This window comes from Ferrovum sp. PN-J185 (assembly GCF_001581925.1).
Classification (GTDB): Bacteria; Pseudomonadota; Gammaproteobacteria; order Burkholderiales; family Ferrovaceae; genus PN-J185.
Genome location: NZ_LQZA01000002.1, coordinates 12,263 through 26,951, shown reverse-complemented (window position 1 = coordinate 26,951; position 14,689 = coordinate 12,263). Strand labels below are relative to the sequence as shown.

General features: G+C 41.8%; 17 protein-coding genes, 1 tRNA gene and 2 pseudogenes. 10 read left to right on the top strand and 10 right to left on the bottom strand.

Features of this window, described 5'->3' with window-relative positions; translation table 11 throughout:
- The first annotated feature begins 424 nt into the window (after nucleotides 1-424).
- From FV185_RS04820 to mscL, 8 genes are all read left to right on the top strand, one after another.
- The gene (locus tag FV185_RS04820; protein WP_067494345.1) at nucleotides 425-679 is read left to right on the top strand and encodes an AbrB/MazE/SpoVT family DNA-binding domain-containing protein; all 255 of its coding nucleotides are present in this window, start codon (nucleotides 425-427) and stop codon (nucleotides 677-679) included.
- Nucleotides 679-1,005: a type II toxin-antitoxin system PemK/MazF family toxin gene (locus FV185_RS04815; protein ID WP_067494342.1), complete on the top strand. Its 327-nt coding sequence runs from the start codon at nucleotides 679-681 to the stop codon at nucleotides 1,003-1,005. The genes FV185_RS04820 and FV185_RS04815 overlap by 1 nt, the downstream gene beginning before the upstream one ends.
- 302 nt (nucleotides 1,006-1,307) lie before the next feature.
- Nucleotides 1,308-1,586, top strand: coding sequence for a type II toxin-antitoxin system RelE/ParE family toxin (locus FV185_RS04810; RefSeq protein ID WP_067494339.1), 279 nt, complete (start codon nucleotides 1,308-1,310; stop codon nucleotides 1,584-1,586).
- Nucleotides 1,587-1,592: 6 nt separating this feature from the next.
- The gene (locus tag FV185_RS04805) at nucleotides 1,593-1,889 is read left to right on the top strand and encodes a HigA family addiction module antitoxin (protein ID WP_067494336.1); all 297 of its coding nucleotides are present in this window, start codon (nucleotides 1,593-1,595) and stop codon (nucleotides 1,887-1,889) included.
- Between the two features lie 296 nt (nucleotides 1,890-2,185).
- The gene (locus FV185_RS04800) at nucleotides 2,186-2,428 is read left to right on the top strand and encodes an AbrB/MazE/SpoVT family DNA-binding domain-containing protein (protein WP_067494333.1); all 243 of its coding nucleotides are present in this window, start codon (nucleotides 2,186-2,188) and stop codon (nucleotides 2,426-2,428) included.
- Nucleotides 2,428-2,676, top strand: coding sequence for an endoribonuclease MazF (mazF, locus tag FV185_RS04795; RefSeq protein WP_156474186.1), 249 nt, complete (start codon nucleotides 2,428-2,430; stop codon nucleotides 2,674-2,676). The genes FV185_RS04800 and mazF overlap by 1 nt, the downstream gene beginning before the upstream one ends.
- Before the next feature lie 534 nt (nucleotides 2,677-3,210).
- On the top strand, nucleotides 3,211-3,930 hold the full coding sequence (locus FV185_RS04790; RefSeq protein WP_197457777.1) for an EI24 domain-containing protein: 720 nt from the start codon (nucleotides 3,211-3,213) through the stop codon (nucleotides 3,928-3,930).
- A gap of 25 nt (nucleotides 3,931-3,955) precedes the next feature.
- Nucleotides 3,956-4,396: a large conductance mechanosensitive channel protein MscL gene (gene mscL / locus FV185_RS04785; protein WP_067494328.1), complete on the top strand. Its 441-nt coding sequence runs from the start codon at nucleotides 3,956-3,958 to the stop codon at nucleotides 4,394-4,396.
- Here mscL and FV185_RS04780 read toward each other — a convergent pair.
- A pseudogene (locus FV185_RS04780) lies at nucleotides 4,379-5,472 on the bottom strand (Fic family protein). The gene mscL and the pseudogene FV185_RS04780 overlap by 18 nt on opposite strands.
- A 332-nt stretch (nucleotides 5,473-5,804) precedes the next feature.
- On the opposite strand from FV185_RS04780, the gene FV185_RS04775 reads away from it, so the two are divergent.
- Nucleotides 5,805-6,083: a type II toxin-antitoxin system RelB/DinJ family antitoxin gene (locus FV185_RS04775; RefSeq protein ID WP_067494325.1), complete on the top strand. Its 279-nt coding sequence runs from the start codon at nucleotides 5,805-5,807 to the stop codon at nucleotides 6,081-6,083.
- Nucleotides 6,055-6,384: pseudogene (locus FV185_RS04770) on the top strand (type II toxin-antitoxin system YafQ family toxin). The gene FV185_RS04775 and the pseudogene FV185_RS04770 overlap by 29 nt, the downstream one beginning before the upstream one ends.
- Nucleotides 6,385-6,450: 66 nt before the next feature.
- On the opposite strand, the gene FV185_RS04765 reads toward FV185_RS04770, so the two are convergent.
- The 9 genes from FV185_RS04765 to FV185_RS04725 all read right to left on the bottom strand — a co-directional run bounded on the left by FV185_RS04765 (nucleotide 6,451) and on the right by FV185_RS04725 (nucleotide 14,563).
- Nucleotides 6,451-6,526: transfer RNA gene (locus tag FV185_RS04765), tRNA-Thr, on the bottom strand.
- Nucleotides 6,527-6,560: 34 nt separating this feature from the next.
- The gene (locus tag FV185_RS04760; protein WP_067494319.1) at nucleotides 6,561-7,346 is read right to left on the bottom strand and encodes an SDR family oxidoreductase; all 786 of its coding nucleotides are present in this window, start codon (nucleotides 7,344-7,346) and stop codon (nucleotides 6,561-6,563) included.
- Nucleotides 7,343-8,248 (bottom strand): complex I NDUFA9 subunit family protein, encoded by a 906-nt coding sequence (locus tag FV185_RS04755; RefSeq protein ID WP_082787035.1) that lies wholly within the window; start codon nucleotides 8,246-8,248, stop codon nucleotides 7,343-7,345. Before FV185_RS04755 ends, FV185_RS04760 begins: the two co-directional genes overlap by 4 nt.
- Before the next feature lie 10 nt (nucleotides 8,249-8,258).
- A complete protein-coding gene (locus FV185_RS04750; protein ID WP_067494316.1) occupies nucleotides 8,259-8,681 on the bottom strand; it encodes a Fur family transcriptional regulator in 423 nt (140 codons plus the stop codon).
- Between the two features lie 73 nt (nucleotides 8,682-8,754).
- Entirely contained in the window at nucleotides 8,755-9,690 is a 936-nt protein-coding gene (gene ispH / locus FV185_RS04745) for a 4-hydroxy-3-methylbut-2-enyl diphosphate reductase (RefSeq protein WP_231862152.1), read from the bottom strand.
- Nucleotides 9,691-10,344 (bottom strand): sulfite oxidase-like oxidoreductase, encoded by a 654-nt coding sequence (locus FV185_RS04740; protein WP_067495028.1) that lies wholly within the window; start codon nucleotides 10,342-10,344, stop codon nucleotides 9,691-9,693.
- Nucleotides 10,337-10,807: a signal peptidase II gene (lspA, locus tag FV185_RS04735; protein ID WP_082787034.1), complete on the bottom strand. Its 471-nt coding sequence runs from the start codon at nucleotides 10,805-10,807 to the stop codon at nucleotides 10,337-10,339. The genes FV185_RS04740 and lspA overlap by 8 nt, the downstream gene beginning before the upstream one ends.
- On the bottom strand, nucleotides 10,800-13,634 hold the full coding sequence (gene ileS, locus FV185_RS04730) for an isoleucine--tRNA ligase (protein WP_067494310.1): 2,835 nt from the start codon (nucleotides 13,632-13,634) through the stop codon (nucleotides 10,800-10,802). The genes lspA and ileS overlap by 8 nt, the downstream gene beginning before the upstream one ends.
- Nucleotides 13,631-14,563 carry a bifunctional riboflavin kinase/FAD synthetase gene (locus tag FV185_RS04725; protein WP_067495031.1) on the bottom strand — a complete coding sequence of 311 codons (933 nt, stop codon included), beginning with the start codon at nucleotides 14,561-14,563 and terminating at the stop codon, nucleotides 13,631-13,633. Before FV185_RS04725 ends, ileS begins: the two co-directional genes overlap by 4 nt.
- Between the last annotated feature and the right edge of the window lie 126 nt (nucleotides 14,564-14,689).

Sequence of the window (14,689 nt, the reverse complement as noted above, 5' to 3'; positions counted from 1 at the left end):
AATTATGTTCAGCCTCTGGTTGATTTTCCGCTTTACGTTCAGCTGTCAAAGCTTGTAAATAGCCCTAAGAGTGTATCCAGTAGACTTTTAAGAAAATAACTTGGATATAGAAAAAATACTGTAAAGAAACGTTATTGAGTCGGTTATATTTTACCGTTTCTCTCGGCGCAATATCCGTTATCCGCCAATATATCGAACAACAACACTGGTCATATTAATGGTAAAACGATAATCAAAATCACGTCTTATATCACCGACATTAATGGCGAGAGTTTATGATGCAAACGCTAAAGTACATTAATGCTTTGGTTGGAGGTTTGGTAATACTTTTTAGTGACTCCGCCTATCAAGTTTTATTTTTGTATAACATTTTGAAGTGGCATTTAATTTATGTTATATTTAAATATAACTCAAGGAGGCAACAATGCAGACCAATTTAAGAAAAGTAGGTGGTTCGGTGATGATGGTGATTTCGCCCGCATTTTTAGAGGAGTTGAAGATTAATGCAGGGGCAATGGTTGATGTTGTCATGCTTGAGGGCCGCTTAGTAGTCAAGCCTATTACCAAACCTGTATATAAATTGGCGGATTTGCTGGCAAAGTGCGATGCCAATGCCAAAATACCCAAAGAAGACAAACGCTGGCTGGAGCTCACCCCCGTTGGTAATGAGATCTTGTAATGAATCGAGGCGATATTTATTTGGTTTCTCTGGACCCTACCTCCGGCCATGAGCAAAAGGGAGTGCGACCAGTACTCGTGGTCTCGCCTGGTCCTTTTAATAAATTAACCAAGGCACCCATTGTGGTGCCTATTACTACAGGCGGGAATTTTGCAAGAGTTGCTGGGTTTACAGTCACTTTAGAGGGCTCTAAAACAGTTGGCGTAGTTCGCTGTGATCAACCAAGAGTGCTGGACTTGGTAGCCCGAAAAGCAAAAAAGTTAGAGAGTGTGTCAGTCGCTGTAATGGATGAAGTATTGGCTAAATTGGCGACATTGATCGCATAATAAAGTTCTTCTGAAGGTAGTATGGTGATTGCCATTGTTTTAGAAGATGAACCATCTCAGTAGATTGCGTTGCCAGTAAAGGTTAGTTTTCCTGATGGAGCGATGGTACTAAATATCAAGCGATGAGAAAACGAAAGAGTAATCATTCCTAATTAAAATACTTACAATGGTTTTTTAATTGGCCCGAAAGTGAATGATAATTTTACGAATAAAATCTAACACCCTTACTAATTAGCATTTCTAATCCTATTTTTGCTGTAAACAGCATTGTAAATAGTTAATTAACACACTACAATTTAAAAATGATAAAATCATTTAAACATAAAGGGCTTAAAGACTTTTATGAGCATGGCAATAAGGCTGGAATTCTGCCTCATCATGCTAAAAAATTACAACTATTACTCACTGCACTAAATGCAGCTAAAGATGAGAGAGATATGAATGCTCCTAGTTGGAATTTACACTTATTAAGTGGCAACTTAAAAGATTATTGGTTAGTCACTGTCAGTGGTAATTGGCGAATTACTTTTAGGTTTGATGAAGGTGATGTTGAGTTAGTAGACTATCAAGATTATCACTAGGAAAAAATGATGAATATGTATAATCCAGCGCATCCAGGAGAGGTTCTTAGAGAATGGTTACCAGAGGGTATGCGCATAGAGCAAGCTGCAAAAGAATTACACATCTCTCGTACAACCCTCTCCAAGGTCTTAAATGCAAAATCAGGGCTGACTGCTACAATGGCGTTAAGACTGTCCGCGTGGTTGGGTACGTCTCCTGATTTGTGGTTAGGCATGCAATTACAGTGGGAATTGCGTCAGGCGAAAAAAAAACGATTACCCACAATAAAACCACTTAAAAGACAAGCTGCATCTATAGCTTAGAGTTTATATTACCTTTTGGTAAAAAAGTAACGTTGTACTTCGTATTTGATTTCATCAGTATCTCCGGGAAACCCCGGCCTTCAGGCTGAGGAGGTAAAGTGACGGTTTTACTTCCCGTCTCGAATAAGTTGTATCTTAATAAATTACGTATATTGTGTAAGGCATGGACTGGAATTCCCCCAATATTACTGACACCCCTGTAAGCTCAAATAGCGTCAATTCAAACTTCAAAAATAAGTGGTTTGCGTGTTATTAATGATGTATAAACAGTGTAGATGCGTTCAAGGAGATATGCTATGGAATCTGTCATTCGCAAATGGGGAAATAGTCCCGCTCTACGCTTGCCGACCACTGTTTTAAAAGAAGCAGGTTATCAACTCGAGCAGAAAGTTGACCTTATCGTCTCTCCTGGTCGGATCATCATCCAGCCATCCAAAAATATAGCCTATGACCTTGATACTTTGATTAAGGGAATCAATGCTGCCAACATGCATGAAGAAATCAGCTTTGGTTCTCCAGTGGGGAACGAGGCGCTCTGATGCCGCGCTCTTATGTCCCCGACACAGGCGACGTGGTTTGGCTCGAATTTGATCTTCAAGCTGGACATGAACAGATGGGACACCGGCCTACGCTCGTCATCAGTCCAGCAAGTTACAACAGCAAAACTGGATTGATGGTATGTTGCCCGATATCTACCAAAATTAAGGGTTATACCTTTGAGGTGGTGATCCAGGTCGACGGCGTGGATTACGCGGCGCTTGCTGATCAAGTGAAATCGCTTGATTAGAAAGTTCGACGTGCTAAAAAGAAGTCTATCGTTAGCATAGATGTCCTCGTGCATGTCAGAGCAAAGATGAAGTCCTTATAACAAATTACTTGATTACCTATAGCGTAGCTTTGTTATGTCTAGATGGTTCGTACGATATGGAACTCCAATGAGGTTAGTGAATATAAACTTTTTTGGTTTTAAGTGCCTTTTCAAATTGTTCCCTACTTACCCAGATAGGAACAAAAGTATTCTAATCTTACAGAAAAACGATCGGTAGAGTCTGCAATATCGTACCTTGCTAATAATCATGTTCAATAGTTTAATTAAATTAAAGTTTACTTTTAGGAGATGGTTTAAATTTAAACTTAAAACTAAACAGTGAGTAAAAAAAATGAAAGAAAATTAAACCAACTTATCTTGAAAAATTTAGAGGATACCTACATTGTGTTAAACATCAATTCTCTTGTATACGCTAAATAGGCGTAAGCTATATATAACCTAATACAATTTAATCATTCACAAAATAAAGCGACACTTTATATGAACGACATCATGAGTTCCATGTGGGCGGCCACTCGAACCCAATTCAATCCTAAAATGATGATGCTGATTTTTGCGCCATTTTTTATAGCGCTGATTCTGTGGTCAATTCTGATGTTTGTATTCTGGGGGAGTTGGCATGATTCACTAATGCTTTGGGTCAATGGAGCCACCTATCCCACTTGGATATCGCCAGCAGTAGTGGCTATTGTCTCAGGCTATTTTATTTCTATTATGTTATTGTTTTTACTGGCCCCAGCAGTCTACTTAACTACCATTTTAATCACGGCATTTTTTTCTATGCCAATTATTGTCCAGCATGTACAACGTCGTTATTTTCCGCAAGTGAGTGAACAAGGGTCTCATCATGTATTGGGCAGCATACTCAATACACTGATTGCTATAGGTGTACTCTTAATAGGGTGGGTATTGGGTTTTCCGTTTTGGTTATTAACTCCCCTAGCACCTGTTATATCGCTAGTACTAACAGCGTACATGATTCAACGACTCTTTCGTTATGATGCGCTAGCAGCTTATGCCACCAATGAAGAAATGAGAGTGATCATACAACGCTCATCTTCTAAATTTTTTATGCTCGGTATTGTTGCGGCATTTATTCAATTTATTCCCATCATCAATCTTTTTATGGCAACTTGGGTGGGATTATCCTTTACCTTTTTAGCATTCAACGAGTTACGCCAATTAAGAGAGTATGAGATAGGATATCCATAGGCGGTTATAAATAAGGAGAACATTCATGAGCATCTTAAAAGACTTTAAGGATTTTGCGATTAAGGGAAACGTGATTGATTTGGCAGTGGCTGTGATTATTGGCGGTGCTTTTGGCAAAATCGTCTCATCTATGGTTGAAGATATGATTATGCCAGTGATCGGCGCAATCATTGGTAAGCTTGATTTCTCTAATTTGTATATTGTATTAGGAACACTGCCGGAAGGTGTCCCCGACACTCTAGAGAATTTAAAAAAACTAAAAATACCCGTATTGGCTTATGGCCGTTTTCTGACAGTGAGTGTGGATTTCATGATTCTTGCGTTTATTATCTTCCTCATGGTGCGATTGATTACTCGGCTTAAAAAGCAAGATGAGCCGATAGAGGCTACTCCGGTTGAGGTTCCTATCTCAGAAGAAATATTGTTGTTACGTGAAATTCGGGATCAATTAAAAAAAAGTAGTTAAAAACACAAAGCTTAAATCACTATTCATGGGCAAGCTGTACCAAATTGAGCGACCGCCTCCATGTCTTACGAGTAGGCCTTTTTTAACAAGATTGCCGAATGTGGTTTTAAGCGTATTGGGACTCGCGCCATACACGCGAACGATATCGCGTGACGTTACCCGTCCGTGATCTCTTACGTAATCTAAAACGTGAACAGCTAATTCTGGTAATACCGCAAGAGTTACTTTTTCTCTCTCAACTTTGGCGGCAAGTCTTTGTTTTTGATGTTGCAATGCCCGCATAAAGAATATCAGCCAGGGTTGCCAATTTGGCGTTTCATTATGTAAGGATTGTTGGGTTTGGCGCAAAGCCAAATAATAACTTTCCTTGTTAAGCTCAATGACGCTCTCTAGCGAACTATAAGGCACAAAGGTATACCCTGCTTGTAGAAGTAAGAGCGTAGTCAATATTCGACTCAATCTGCCATTGCCATCTTGAAAAGGATGGATTTCTAAAAAAGTCACTATAAAAACAGCAACGACTAACAGAGGATGTAATCGCCTAAGTTCACGAGCATCCTTTAGCCACTCAACTAATTCAGTCATACGACGTGGAGTATCAAATGGAGAAGCGGTCTCAAAAACAACGCCAACCATGTTGCCCTCGGTATCAAAGGCCGTCACATTGTTTGATAGTTTTTTATATTCTCCTCTATGGCGTTCATCCTTTAGACTGTAACGCAGAAGATCTCGGTGTAACTGCTTGATATGATTTTCGGTGACGGGTATGTCGTTAAAGCCATAGAAAATCATCTCTATTGTCTCGGCATAACCAGCTACTTCTTCTTCATCGCTGCTATCAAATTTCTTGATATCTAGTTTTGAAAGAAGCATTTCGACTTCACGGTCTGTTAGTTGGCTACCTTCAATGCGGGTAGAAGAGCCAATGCTCTCAATGGTAGCTGCTTGTCGCAACGCATTGAGTCTTTCTCTGGAGCAAGCGTTCCAAGCGCGCGCCAAGCTCCTTTAAATTCGTCCACTTCGCTCAGTAAATTGAGCAATTCATCCGTAATTTGTATACTTTTAATAGTAATCATACTTAAAATATGCCCGATTATACCGGATTGTCAGCCAGTATAGACCTGAATAGAGTGTGCGTAATGTCTATTGTCAGCCTGAAAATAAAGACTTGATTAAACCCGAATAAAGCAAAGCTTAGCTATTATTTGCATAATGTAATCAGAAGGTAGATGCATGGATGGATTTCAGTCTTTCGTCGCGATAGAGTGACTTGATCTAATTTATAGTCTCAGTAACAATTAAGTAAAATTCAATCTTGTTGATATAAAATTGATCAGAAAAGATTATATTGAGGTCTTGAATAAATTGAGATACAGTGTATCTCAATTGAATATAATAAGAATTCACTATGGCCACCACCACTATGGTCCACGTTCGAGTGGACGAGAACGTCAAGGCGCAAGCTAATGAAACGTTAGCATCGATGGGTTTGACTATCTCAGATGCAATTCGTGTGTTCTTAACTCGTATTGTTGCCGATAAAGAATTACCATTTTCCCTCAAAGCACCAAACGCCACCAGTCGTATCGCCATCGCTGAAGCCAGTGAGATCATTAAGAGCCATCGCTCTCGTTTTGTAACTCTAGAAGCTCTTCTAAATGACCTCGAAAAAGCCGGCAGTAATTAAGCGCACAAATCTGCCTTGAGCGGCTGACTATACCAAAGAGTTTCAAAAAGACTGGATACGTTTATCTCACTCCGGAAGATACAATATGATCCGGCTCAAAGAAGTAATGCTTCTACTAATCTCCAATGAGGGTCCGCTACCGCCAGAATGGCTTGATCATCCCTTAACGGGCGACTGGGCGGGCTACCGTGAGTGCCACATTGGTGGCGATTTTCTACTAATCTATACAATAGGTGATTTGGTAAAGAATAGCCTGATTGTCTTTGTTCGCAGTGGGACTCATTCAGATCTGTTCTCTTGATTCTGTTTAAATTCTTTAGTATAACTTTTAGGGTTTTAAATTTGAGAGGAATGGCAAAGTTGGTTTTGGTGCCGCAGACCGGAATCGAACTGGTGACCTACGCGTTACGAGTGCGTTGCTCTACCGACTGAGCTACTGCGGCAATAATTTATATTTTATCATAAAAGAGAGTTTGATTAACTAGACTCAATGCTATGGGGATCAATAAACATCACATCTCTGGAGGAAGCAGCTAAATGCTGCCCGCCATCCACATAAATCACACTTCCTGTAAGACTTGATACAGAGGAGCAGTAGAGGACTGTATGGGCAATATCCTCTGCAGTGGCAGACTTTTTAAGAGGGTTCATCTGCTGTATTGCTTCAAAATGACTTTGTGATTGAGGACCAGAGGGCAGAATGATGCCTGGAGCTATTCCCATTACCCTTACGTGAGGTGCAAATTGCTGAGCCATCAAAGGAATGGCAGATGCTAGTGCCGCCTTTGATAAGGTATACGAAAAATAATCGGGGTTAGGATTAATTAACTTTTGATCTAAGAGATGAATGATCAACCCTTGCGTTCCCTGTTGTTGATGTATCCCATAGAACTTTTCAGATAACAAGATGGGCGCTTTAACATTAATATCAATGTGCTGATTAAATAAACGAACATCAACCGCATCTGGCCTATCATACTCAAACAAAGAGGCATTATTCACTAAAAGGGCGGGGGGGCTAAGCTCAGCGCTCACTTGATCAATAATGTTACTTACTTCCTGTGGCTTTGCGAGATCAGCCTGGACTAACACAGCACTTCGTCCCATCGCGTTAATTAACGATTGAGTGTCCTTAGCCTCATGTGCAGATTGATTGTAATGAATGGCAATATCCCATCCATGTTGAGCGAGGATTAAGGCGATGGTGCGGCCAATTCGTTTACCCGCTCCAGTGATGAGCGCTACAGGACGAGCTGCGTTCATGGTAGTAGCGTCTCAAGGGCGGTTGGATTGATATTAAAGAGCTCTTTTAAGCTCTGGTATTGACTAGGTAAAACATTATCTCGTTGCATTGAAGCCAAATTGTCTCGACTCATCAGAGTTTTACCTGGTAAATGCTCAAAAGCCCAGGCTTGTATTACGCCAAGAGCGTGAGGCATAGGAATCACCAAGGGTTTTTTATTGACGGTGCGTCCTGCCAATTCCACCAGCTCTTTTAAGGTATAAATAGATGGTCCGCCCAAATCAATGGATTGATGAAAAGTGTTGCGTTGATCAATGGATTGACTAATGGCCTGTGCCACATCGCTAACTGCCACCGGCTGAAAACGACTCTGAGCGGAGGCTAAAGGAATCACTGGAAAAATGTTACATAAAGAGGCAAAGAGCTGTATAAATTGATCATCTGATCCAAAAATCACTGAGGGTCTTAAAATAGTCCAATTTAATGAGCTCTCTTTAATATACCGCTCAGCATCACCTTTGCTACGTTGGTACATGGATGGTCCGTGACTATCAGCTCCCAATGAGCTGATATGAATAAAACGTCTTGCTGGGCTGTGATTAAACGCATTAATGAGACGTTTAACCAACTCCACATGAGCTTCCTTAAACACTGGTCCATAGGGAAAGCCAGGCCTGTCATGAAGCTGACCCACAAGATTAATCACTACGCCACCAGAATCTAATTTACTAACCCATTGATTTAAATGCTCTTGAGACAACTCAGTGTCGGTTATCCAAGTCACCTCGATGGGATGATGCGAAATAGTAGCTGAGCGGGTAGGAATGATAACTTTGTCACCTCTCTCAAGCAAAAGAGAGGTGACATAACGGCCTAGAAAGCCACTGCCACCGATGAGTAAAACAGTGGCAGCTTGGGACATGATTTACAACTTAAGCGGCATGCGACATCGCAGTAGTGTGTGCACGACGAATGCGAACTACGATATCTACGCTCTCCTGAATCATGCCAGGAGGAAGTTGAGGTAAACCTTCTACGCGTAACATATCTGACTCTATATCATGCAACTCACCTGATTCGATATCAAAGAAGTGATGATGAGAACCTGTATGTGTATCGTAAAAGACACGTTCTGGATCAACGATGATTTCTTTGACCAGGCCTTTTTCGGCAAATAAATTAAGTGTGTTATAAATGGTCGCTTTTGAGACCTCAGCATGGGTTTCATTAACCATGGCAAGTAGGCGCTCGGCAGAAATGTGCTGGCGACGCTCAAATAGTTTTTCGGCAATCATCAAACGCTGCTGTGTTGGAATAATGCCTTTTTTTCTTAATAACTCGGCTATATGGTTCATAATTTTTTCTCTCCCTTTTAAGACACTTGTCTCCCCTTCAAGTTCCTAGTGTACTAAAAAAAAGGGTTATTTTTCAATGGGTCAGGGATTTAGGTAAGGGAAATACTACATTTTCAGGGGTTCCTTGCAGCTCCATCACTTCCTGCGCCCCTAGTTGTTGAAGTCTTGCAATCACTTCATTAACCAGAACTTCTGGTGCTGAAGCGCCCGCTGTAACACCAATAGAACTTTTATTATTTAACCATTCCGCTTTGATATCTTCTGCTCTATCAACCATGTAAGCACTTACTCCTAGGTTCTCTGCAACCTCTCTCAGGCGGTTTGAGTTGGAGCTGGTAGGAGAGCCCACCACAATCACCAGATCCGCTTGTTCACTTAGCTTCTTAACGGCATCTTGACGGTTTTGGGTGGCATAACAAATATCATCTTTGCGTGGCCCCTGAATGAGAGGAAAGCGCTCTTTGAGCGCATCAATGACTTTTTGTGCATCATCCACCGACAGGGTGGTTTGGGTTACATAGGCCAGTTGATCAGGGTGGTGAATCTCAAGACTTTGTACATCCTCAGGCGTTTCAACAAGGTAAATGTTGTCTTTGGCTTGCCCTAGAGTGCCTTCCACTTCGGGGTGCCCCTTATGGCCGATCATGACAATCTCGCGCCCAAGTGCATGTAAGCGAGAGACCTCAGTGTGCACTTTGGTTACCAAAGGGCAGGTGGCGTCAAACACCTTAAGACCTCTTTTTTCTGCTTCTTCTCTGACTTGCAAGGATACGCCATGAGCGCTAAAAATGACTGTGGCCCCTTGAGGCACTTGATTGAGCTCATCAACAAAGATGGCTCCCTTGTTCTTCAGATCTTCCACCACAAAACGGTTATGGACCACTTCGTGACGCACATAAATTGGCGCACCAAAGCGAATAAGTGCTTGCTCGACTATGTCAATTGCTCGGTCTACTCCGGCACAAAACCCACGCGGATTAGCTAATTTTATGGAAATAGGTTTAGTCATTTATTCAATATCCATTGGTGGAAAACCAAAGCGCTCTTCAAGCCATGGATCGGCATCGTTATGGTAGCCTCTTACTTCCCAAAACCCTGGCCGATCTTTTTTGTGCAGCTCTATAGCTTTAAGCCACTTAGATCCCTTCCATGCATAGCGTTTAGGTACGATGATTCTTACCGGGCCCCCATGCTCTTGAGCAATAGGTTGGTTAAAGAGCTGATGAGCAATAATCACATCATCATCAAGTAGCGCTTCCAAGGGTAGATTGGTGGTGTAATTGTCGTAGCCGTGGAGGGTAACAAAATGCGCTTCATCCAATGGTTCAGCCTGTAGTAATAAATCTCTTGCTAACACCCCATGCCACTGCATATCAAGTTGCGACCAACGGGTGACACAATGAAAATCTGCCGTCACAACAGATTGAGGCAGCGCTAAAAAATCCTGCCAAGTTAAAGTCAGTTCATGATTAACTAAACCAAATACTTTAAGTTGCCAGTGAGATAGAGGAATGTCAGGACGAAAACCTAAATCAAGAATAGGAAAATTAGATACTTCGGTTTGTCCTGGAGGAATTCTTGGGTTATCACTGACTTTCCCAGGTTTCATGGGACGTTGAGTTACTAATGTTTTTGCACGAATAAGTTTGAGCCAATCAGTCATTTTTCTTAAATAGGCCATCCCAAATTAAACATATTACTCCCACCGTGATCGCTGAGTCGGCAATGTTAAAAGAAGGCCAATAATGCTCCCCCACATGCCATTGAATAAAGTCAGTCACCACCCCTACATATAATCTATCAATTAGATTACCGAGTGCCCCACCAAGAATCAAGCTTAAACTAATTGAGAAAAAGTGCTCTTGTTGATGGCGATAAATGAGTATGCACAACCATATTACTGCAGTGACAGCAATGGCTGTAAAGAAGTAGCGTTGCCACCCCCCGGCGTTAGCAAGCAGACTAAATGCCGCACCTGGATTTTTAGCTAAGACAATGTTAAATAATGAATTAACCGTAATGACGTCGTGGTAGGGAATAAGATGTGACAACACCCAGCTTTTTGTCCACTGATCCACAGCGATCACCATCATGACAATCAATAAATATACTCTGAAGTTACGCATAGTGACGTGTTTCCTCGCTGCCATGAATATTACTTATACAGCGCGCGCATAAGAGTGGATGATCATGGTCATGTCCTACCTCTTCACGATAATGCCAGCAACGTTCACACTTTTGATGCTCACTGGCTTTGACCTGAATGGTGAAATGAGTGGTGTCTCCATTAAGCGTAAATTCAATTGTCTCTCTATCCTGTAATTCACTCTCAGACAATAAAGAGAGTTGAGCTTGCGAGGTTATAAAAATAAAACGTAAATCCTCTTTGAGAGGTGCGAGCCAGTGCATCAGTGTCTGATCAACATAGAGTGTCACGTCAGCTTTAAGTGATGAGCCAATCACTCCCTCTGCTCGTTTATGTTCTAACTCTTTTTGTACAAGGGAGCGAAACTCTCTTAAATGGCTCCACTCCTTAAGAAGAGTAGAGGCATCAGAGAGTGTTGGAAGGGTATACCACTGTTCATGAAAAACTGACATGTCAGTATCTTCTGGTTGCCCATTAAGTGTTATCCAAGCCTCTTCCGCTGTAAAGGTTAAAATCGGTGCCAGCCAACGCAATAAAGCATGCGTGATGTGATAGAGCGCTGTCTGCGCAGAGCGACGCGCAGTGCTATGTGGTGCTGTGGTATAGAGTCGATCTTTAAGGATATCTAAATAAAATCCACCTAAATCTTCACTACAAAAAGTTTGGATACGTTGCGTCACTGAATGAAACTCAAAGCGCTCATAATAACCTTGTATTTCTCGTTGTACTTCTTCAGTTAAACTCACTACATAGCGATCAATAGCAAGCCAGTTCTCTATAGCAACGGCTTGACTGGAGAAATCAAAATCTGAAATATTAGCGAGTAAAAAGCGTAAGGTATTTCTAATGCGACGGTAAGACTCCACCACCCGTTTGAGAATTTCATCGGATAAATTAAGCTCCCCTGAATAATCAGTGCTAGCTACCCATAATCTTAAATTATCAGCACCAAGATTTTTCATGACCTCTTGCGGGAAAATCACATTTCCCAACGACTTACTCATCTTACGACCTTCCCCGTCCACCACAAAGCCATGAGTGAGCAGTGCTTTATAAGGGGCGTGAGACTTCATGCCGCAGGAGGTGAGAAGAGAGGATTGAAACCAACCACGATGTTGGTCTGATCCTTCTAAATAAAGATCAGCAGGACTGTGTACTCCCTCGCGCTGGTCGAGTACTGAAAAATGAGTAGTACCAGAATCAAACCACACATCTAAAGTGTCTTTTAGTGGACGATAGTCTTTGGCATCATTACCTAATAACTCATCAATAGACGCTTCAAACCAAGCATCAATTCCCTCTTTTTCTATACGCTGGGCAATTGTCTCAGTAATGGCTTGAGTATTAGGATGAAGCTCACCCGTTTGTTTGTGGACATAAAAAGGAATAGGTACTCCCCATGCGCGTTGGCGTGAGACACACCAATCAGGACGCTTTTCAATCATGGCATTAAGTCGTGCGCGACCCCATTGCGGGAAAAACGCTGTCTTCTCCACTTCTTGTAAAGCCGTCTCTCTCAATGAAGGAAGCCCATTGGGGTGGTTATCCATGGTGATAAACCACTGAGCGGTAGCTCTAAAGATAATTGGCGTTTTATGTCGCCAACAGTGTGGGTAACTATGAGTAAATTCACTGTGCGCTAACAAAAGTCCTGTTTCTTTCAGTTTGGCCACAATGATGGGGTTGGCTTTCCATACAAACTGCCCTGCCACAACAGGGGTTCCCTCTACAAAGCAACCATTATCAAGAACAGGGCTCTTTACAGGTAATTGATAACGCAGACCTACAATATAGTCATCCATACCATGGGCAGGAGCAGTATGGACCAATCCTGTTCCCGAATCAGCTAACACATGTTCCCCTAAAATAATGGGAACTTGTTTATCAAAGAGTGGGTGAGTGAGCTCTAGTCCCTCTAATTCGCGACCTTGAATGGTAGCCACTGTATTTCCTGATACTTGATAACGTAATAGAGAAGCATCAACTAAATCTGTGGCTAATAGCAAATAGTTTGTTTCTGTTTCGGTGAGTGTGTAGCTTAACTCTGGATTCACACATACCGCTTCATTACCAGGTAATGTCCAAGGGGTAGTAGTCCAAATAACAGCTAAAATCGGTTTATTAGTGAGTGTGAGATCAAGCTTTTTTTCTAACTCTTGTTGATGGGTAACAGTGAATCCCACATCCACAGCAGGAGAGACTTTGTTTTCATATTCCACTTCTGCTTCAGCTAAAGCTGAGCCACAATCTAGGCACCAATTCACGGGTTTTTGACCTTGGTGAAGAAAGCCTCGTTGCCATAACTGACCAAGTGATCTAACGATATCAGCTTCAATCTGAGGCGCTAAGGTGAGATAAGGATTGTCCCAGTCAGCACTCACTCCAAGGCGAATAAAATCAGCCTTTTGTTTGTCTACTTGTTCAAGAGCGTATTGGCGACATAGCTGCCTAAATTGTTTGGCATCAATATTTTTACCGTGTTTTTTTTCTACTTGTAGTTCAATAGGTAAGCCATGGCAATCCCAACCTGGAATATAAGGCGCATCAAAACCAGATAAGGTTTTACTTTTGATAATAATATCTTTAAGAATTTTATTGACAGCATGACCAATATGAATATCACCGTTGGCATAAGGTGGGCCATCGTGAAGAATATATTTAGGACGATTAGCTGCGACATGACGTAATTGTTGATAGCGTTTTTGTTCAAGCCAGCGCTTGATCCATTGTGGCTCGCGTTTAGCGAGATCTGCACGCATGGCAAAAGGGGTATCAGGTAAATTAAGGGTTTTTTTGTAATCAGTCATAGTGATAGTGAGGTTAAATAAGCTTTTGCTTCAAGAGCATCCAAATCAATTTGTTTAATTAATTCGTCTAAGGTTGTAAATTCCGCTTCGTCACGGATCTTGTGATAAAAGTTCACGTGGATACGTCGACCATAAATGTTGTCATTAAAGTCAAACAAATGGACTTCTAACCAAGGCTCATGGTTTGACTCAACAGAGGGTCTTGTGCCAAGACTCGCTACACCTTTAATAGGCTCATTATGTAGCCCCTCTACTGTAACAGCAAAAATACCTTGTAACGGAGGTATTCTTCTTCCTAAAGGGATATTCGCCGTGGGGTAGCCTATGGTTCTTCCTAATTGTTTACCAAAGGCGACGCGCCCGCTAATATAAAAAGGCCGACCCAGTAATTGACGCGCCATGTCTAATTGACCCTGCTGCAGTGTCTCACGGATCGCGCTACTTGATACCCTCTCTTGCCCCACCCTATGGCTATCCATCGATTCGCAGGTAAAACCTGCTTCTGTCGCACGGGAGAGAAGATAAGCAAAATCGCCCTGTCGTTTGGCACCAAACCGAAAATCATCGCCAACAAGTAAATAACGGGTATGCAATTGTTGCTTGAGAATACGATTAACAAACTCCTCTGCTGTGGTTTTTGCCAAATCATGATTAAAGCGCAAAATAACCACGTGATCCACATTAGCCGCCTCAATTAATTCAATTTTTTCCCGTAAGCTGGTAAGGCGAGGTTGACTAAATTGAGGGGCAAAAAAGTCTTTGGGATGCGGCTCAAAAGTCATGACCACACTGTTTAAATGACGAGCACGTGCTTGAGTCACCACTTGCTTAATCATCATTTGATGACCTAAGTGGACACCGTCAAAGTTGCCTATGGTCAAGGCGCAAGACTTGGTTAAGGGCTGGGATAGCCCTAAGTGAATTTGCATCTTAAGACGTAAAATACTCAATTTTAACGCTAATTCGCGGTTTTGTCTGAATTGAATCCCATACAAGGGTAATTATTGAAATGCAACTTTGGCTCCCTATTACCTGTGTTTTTTAATGGATTATGC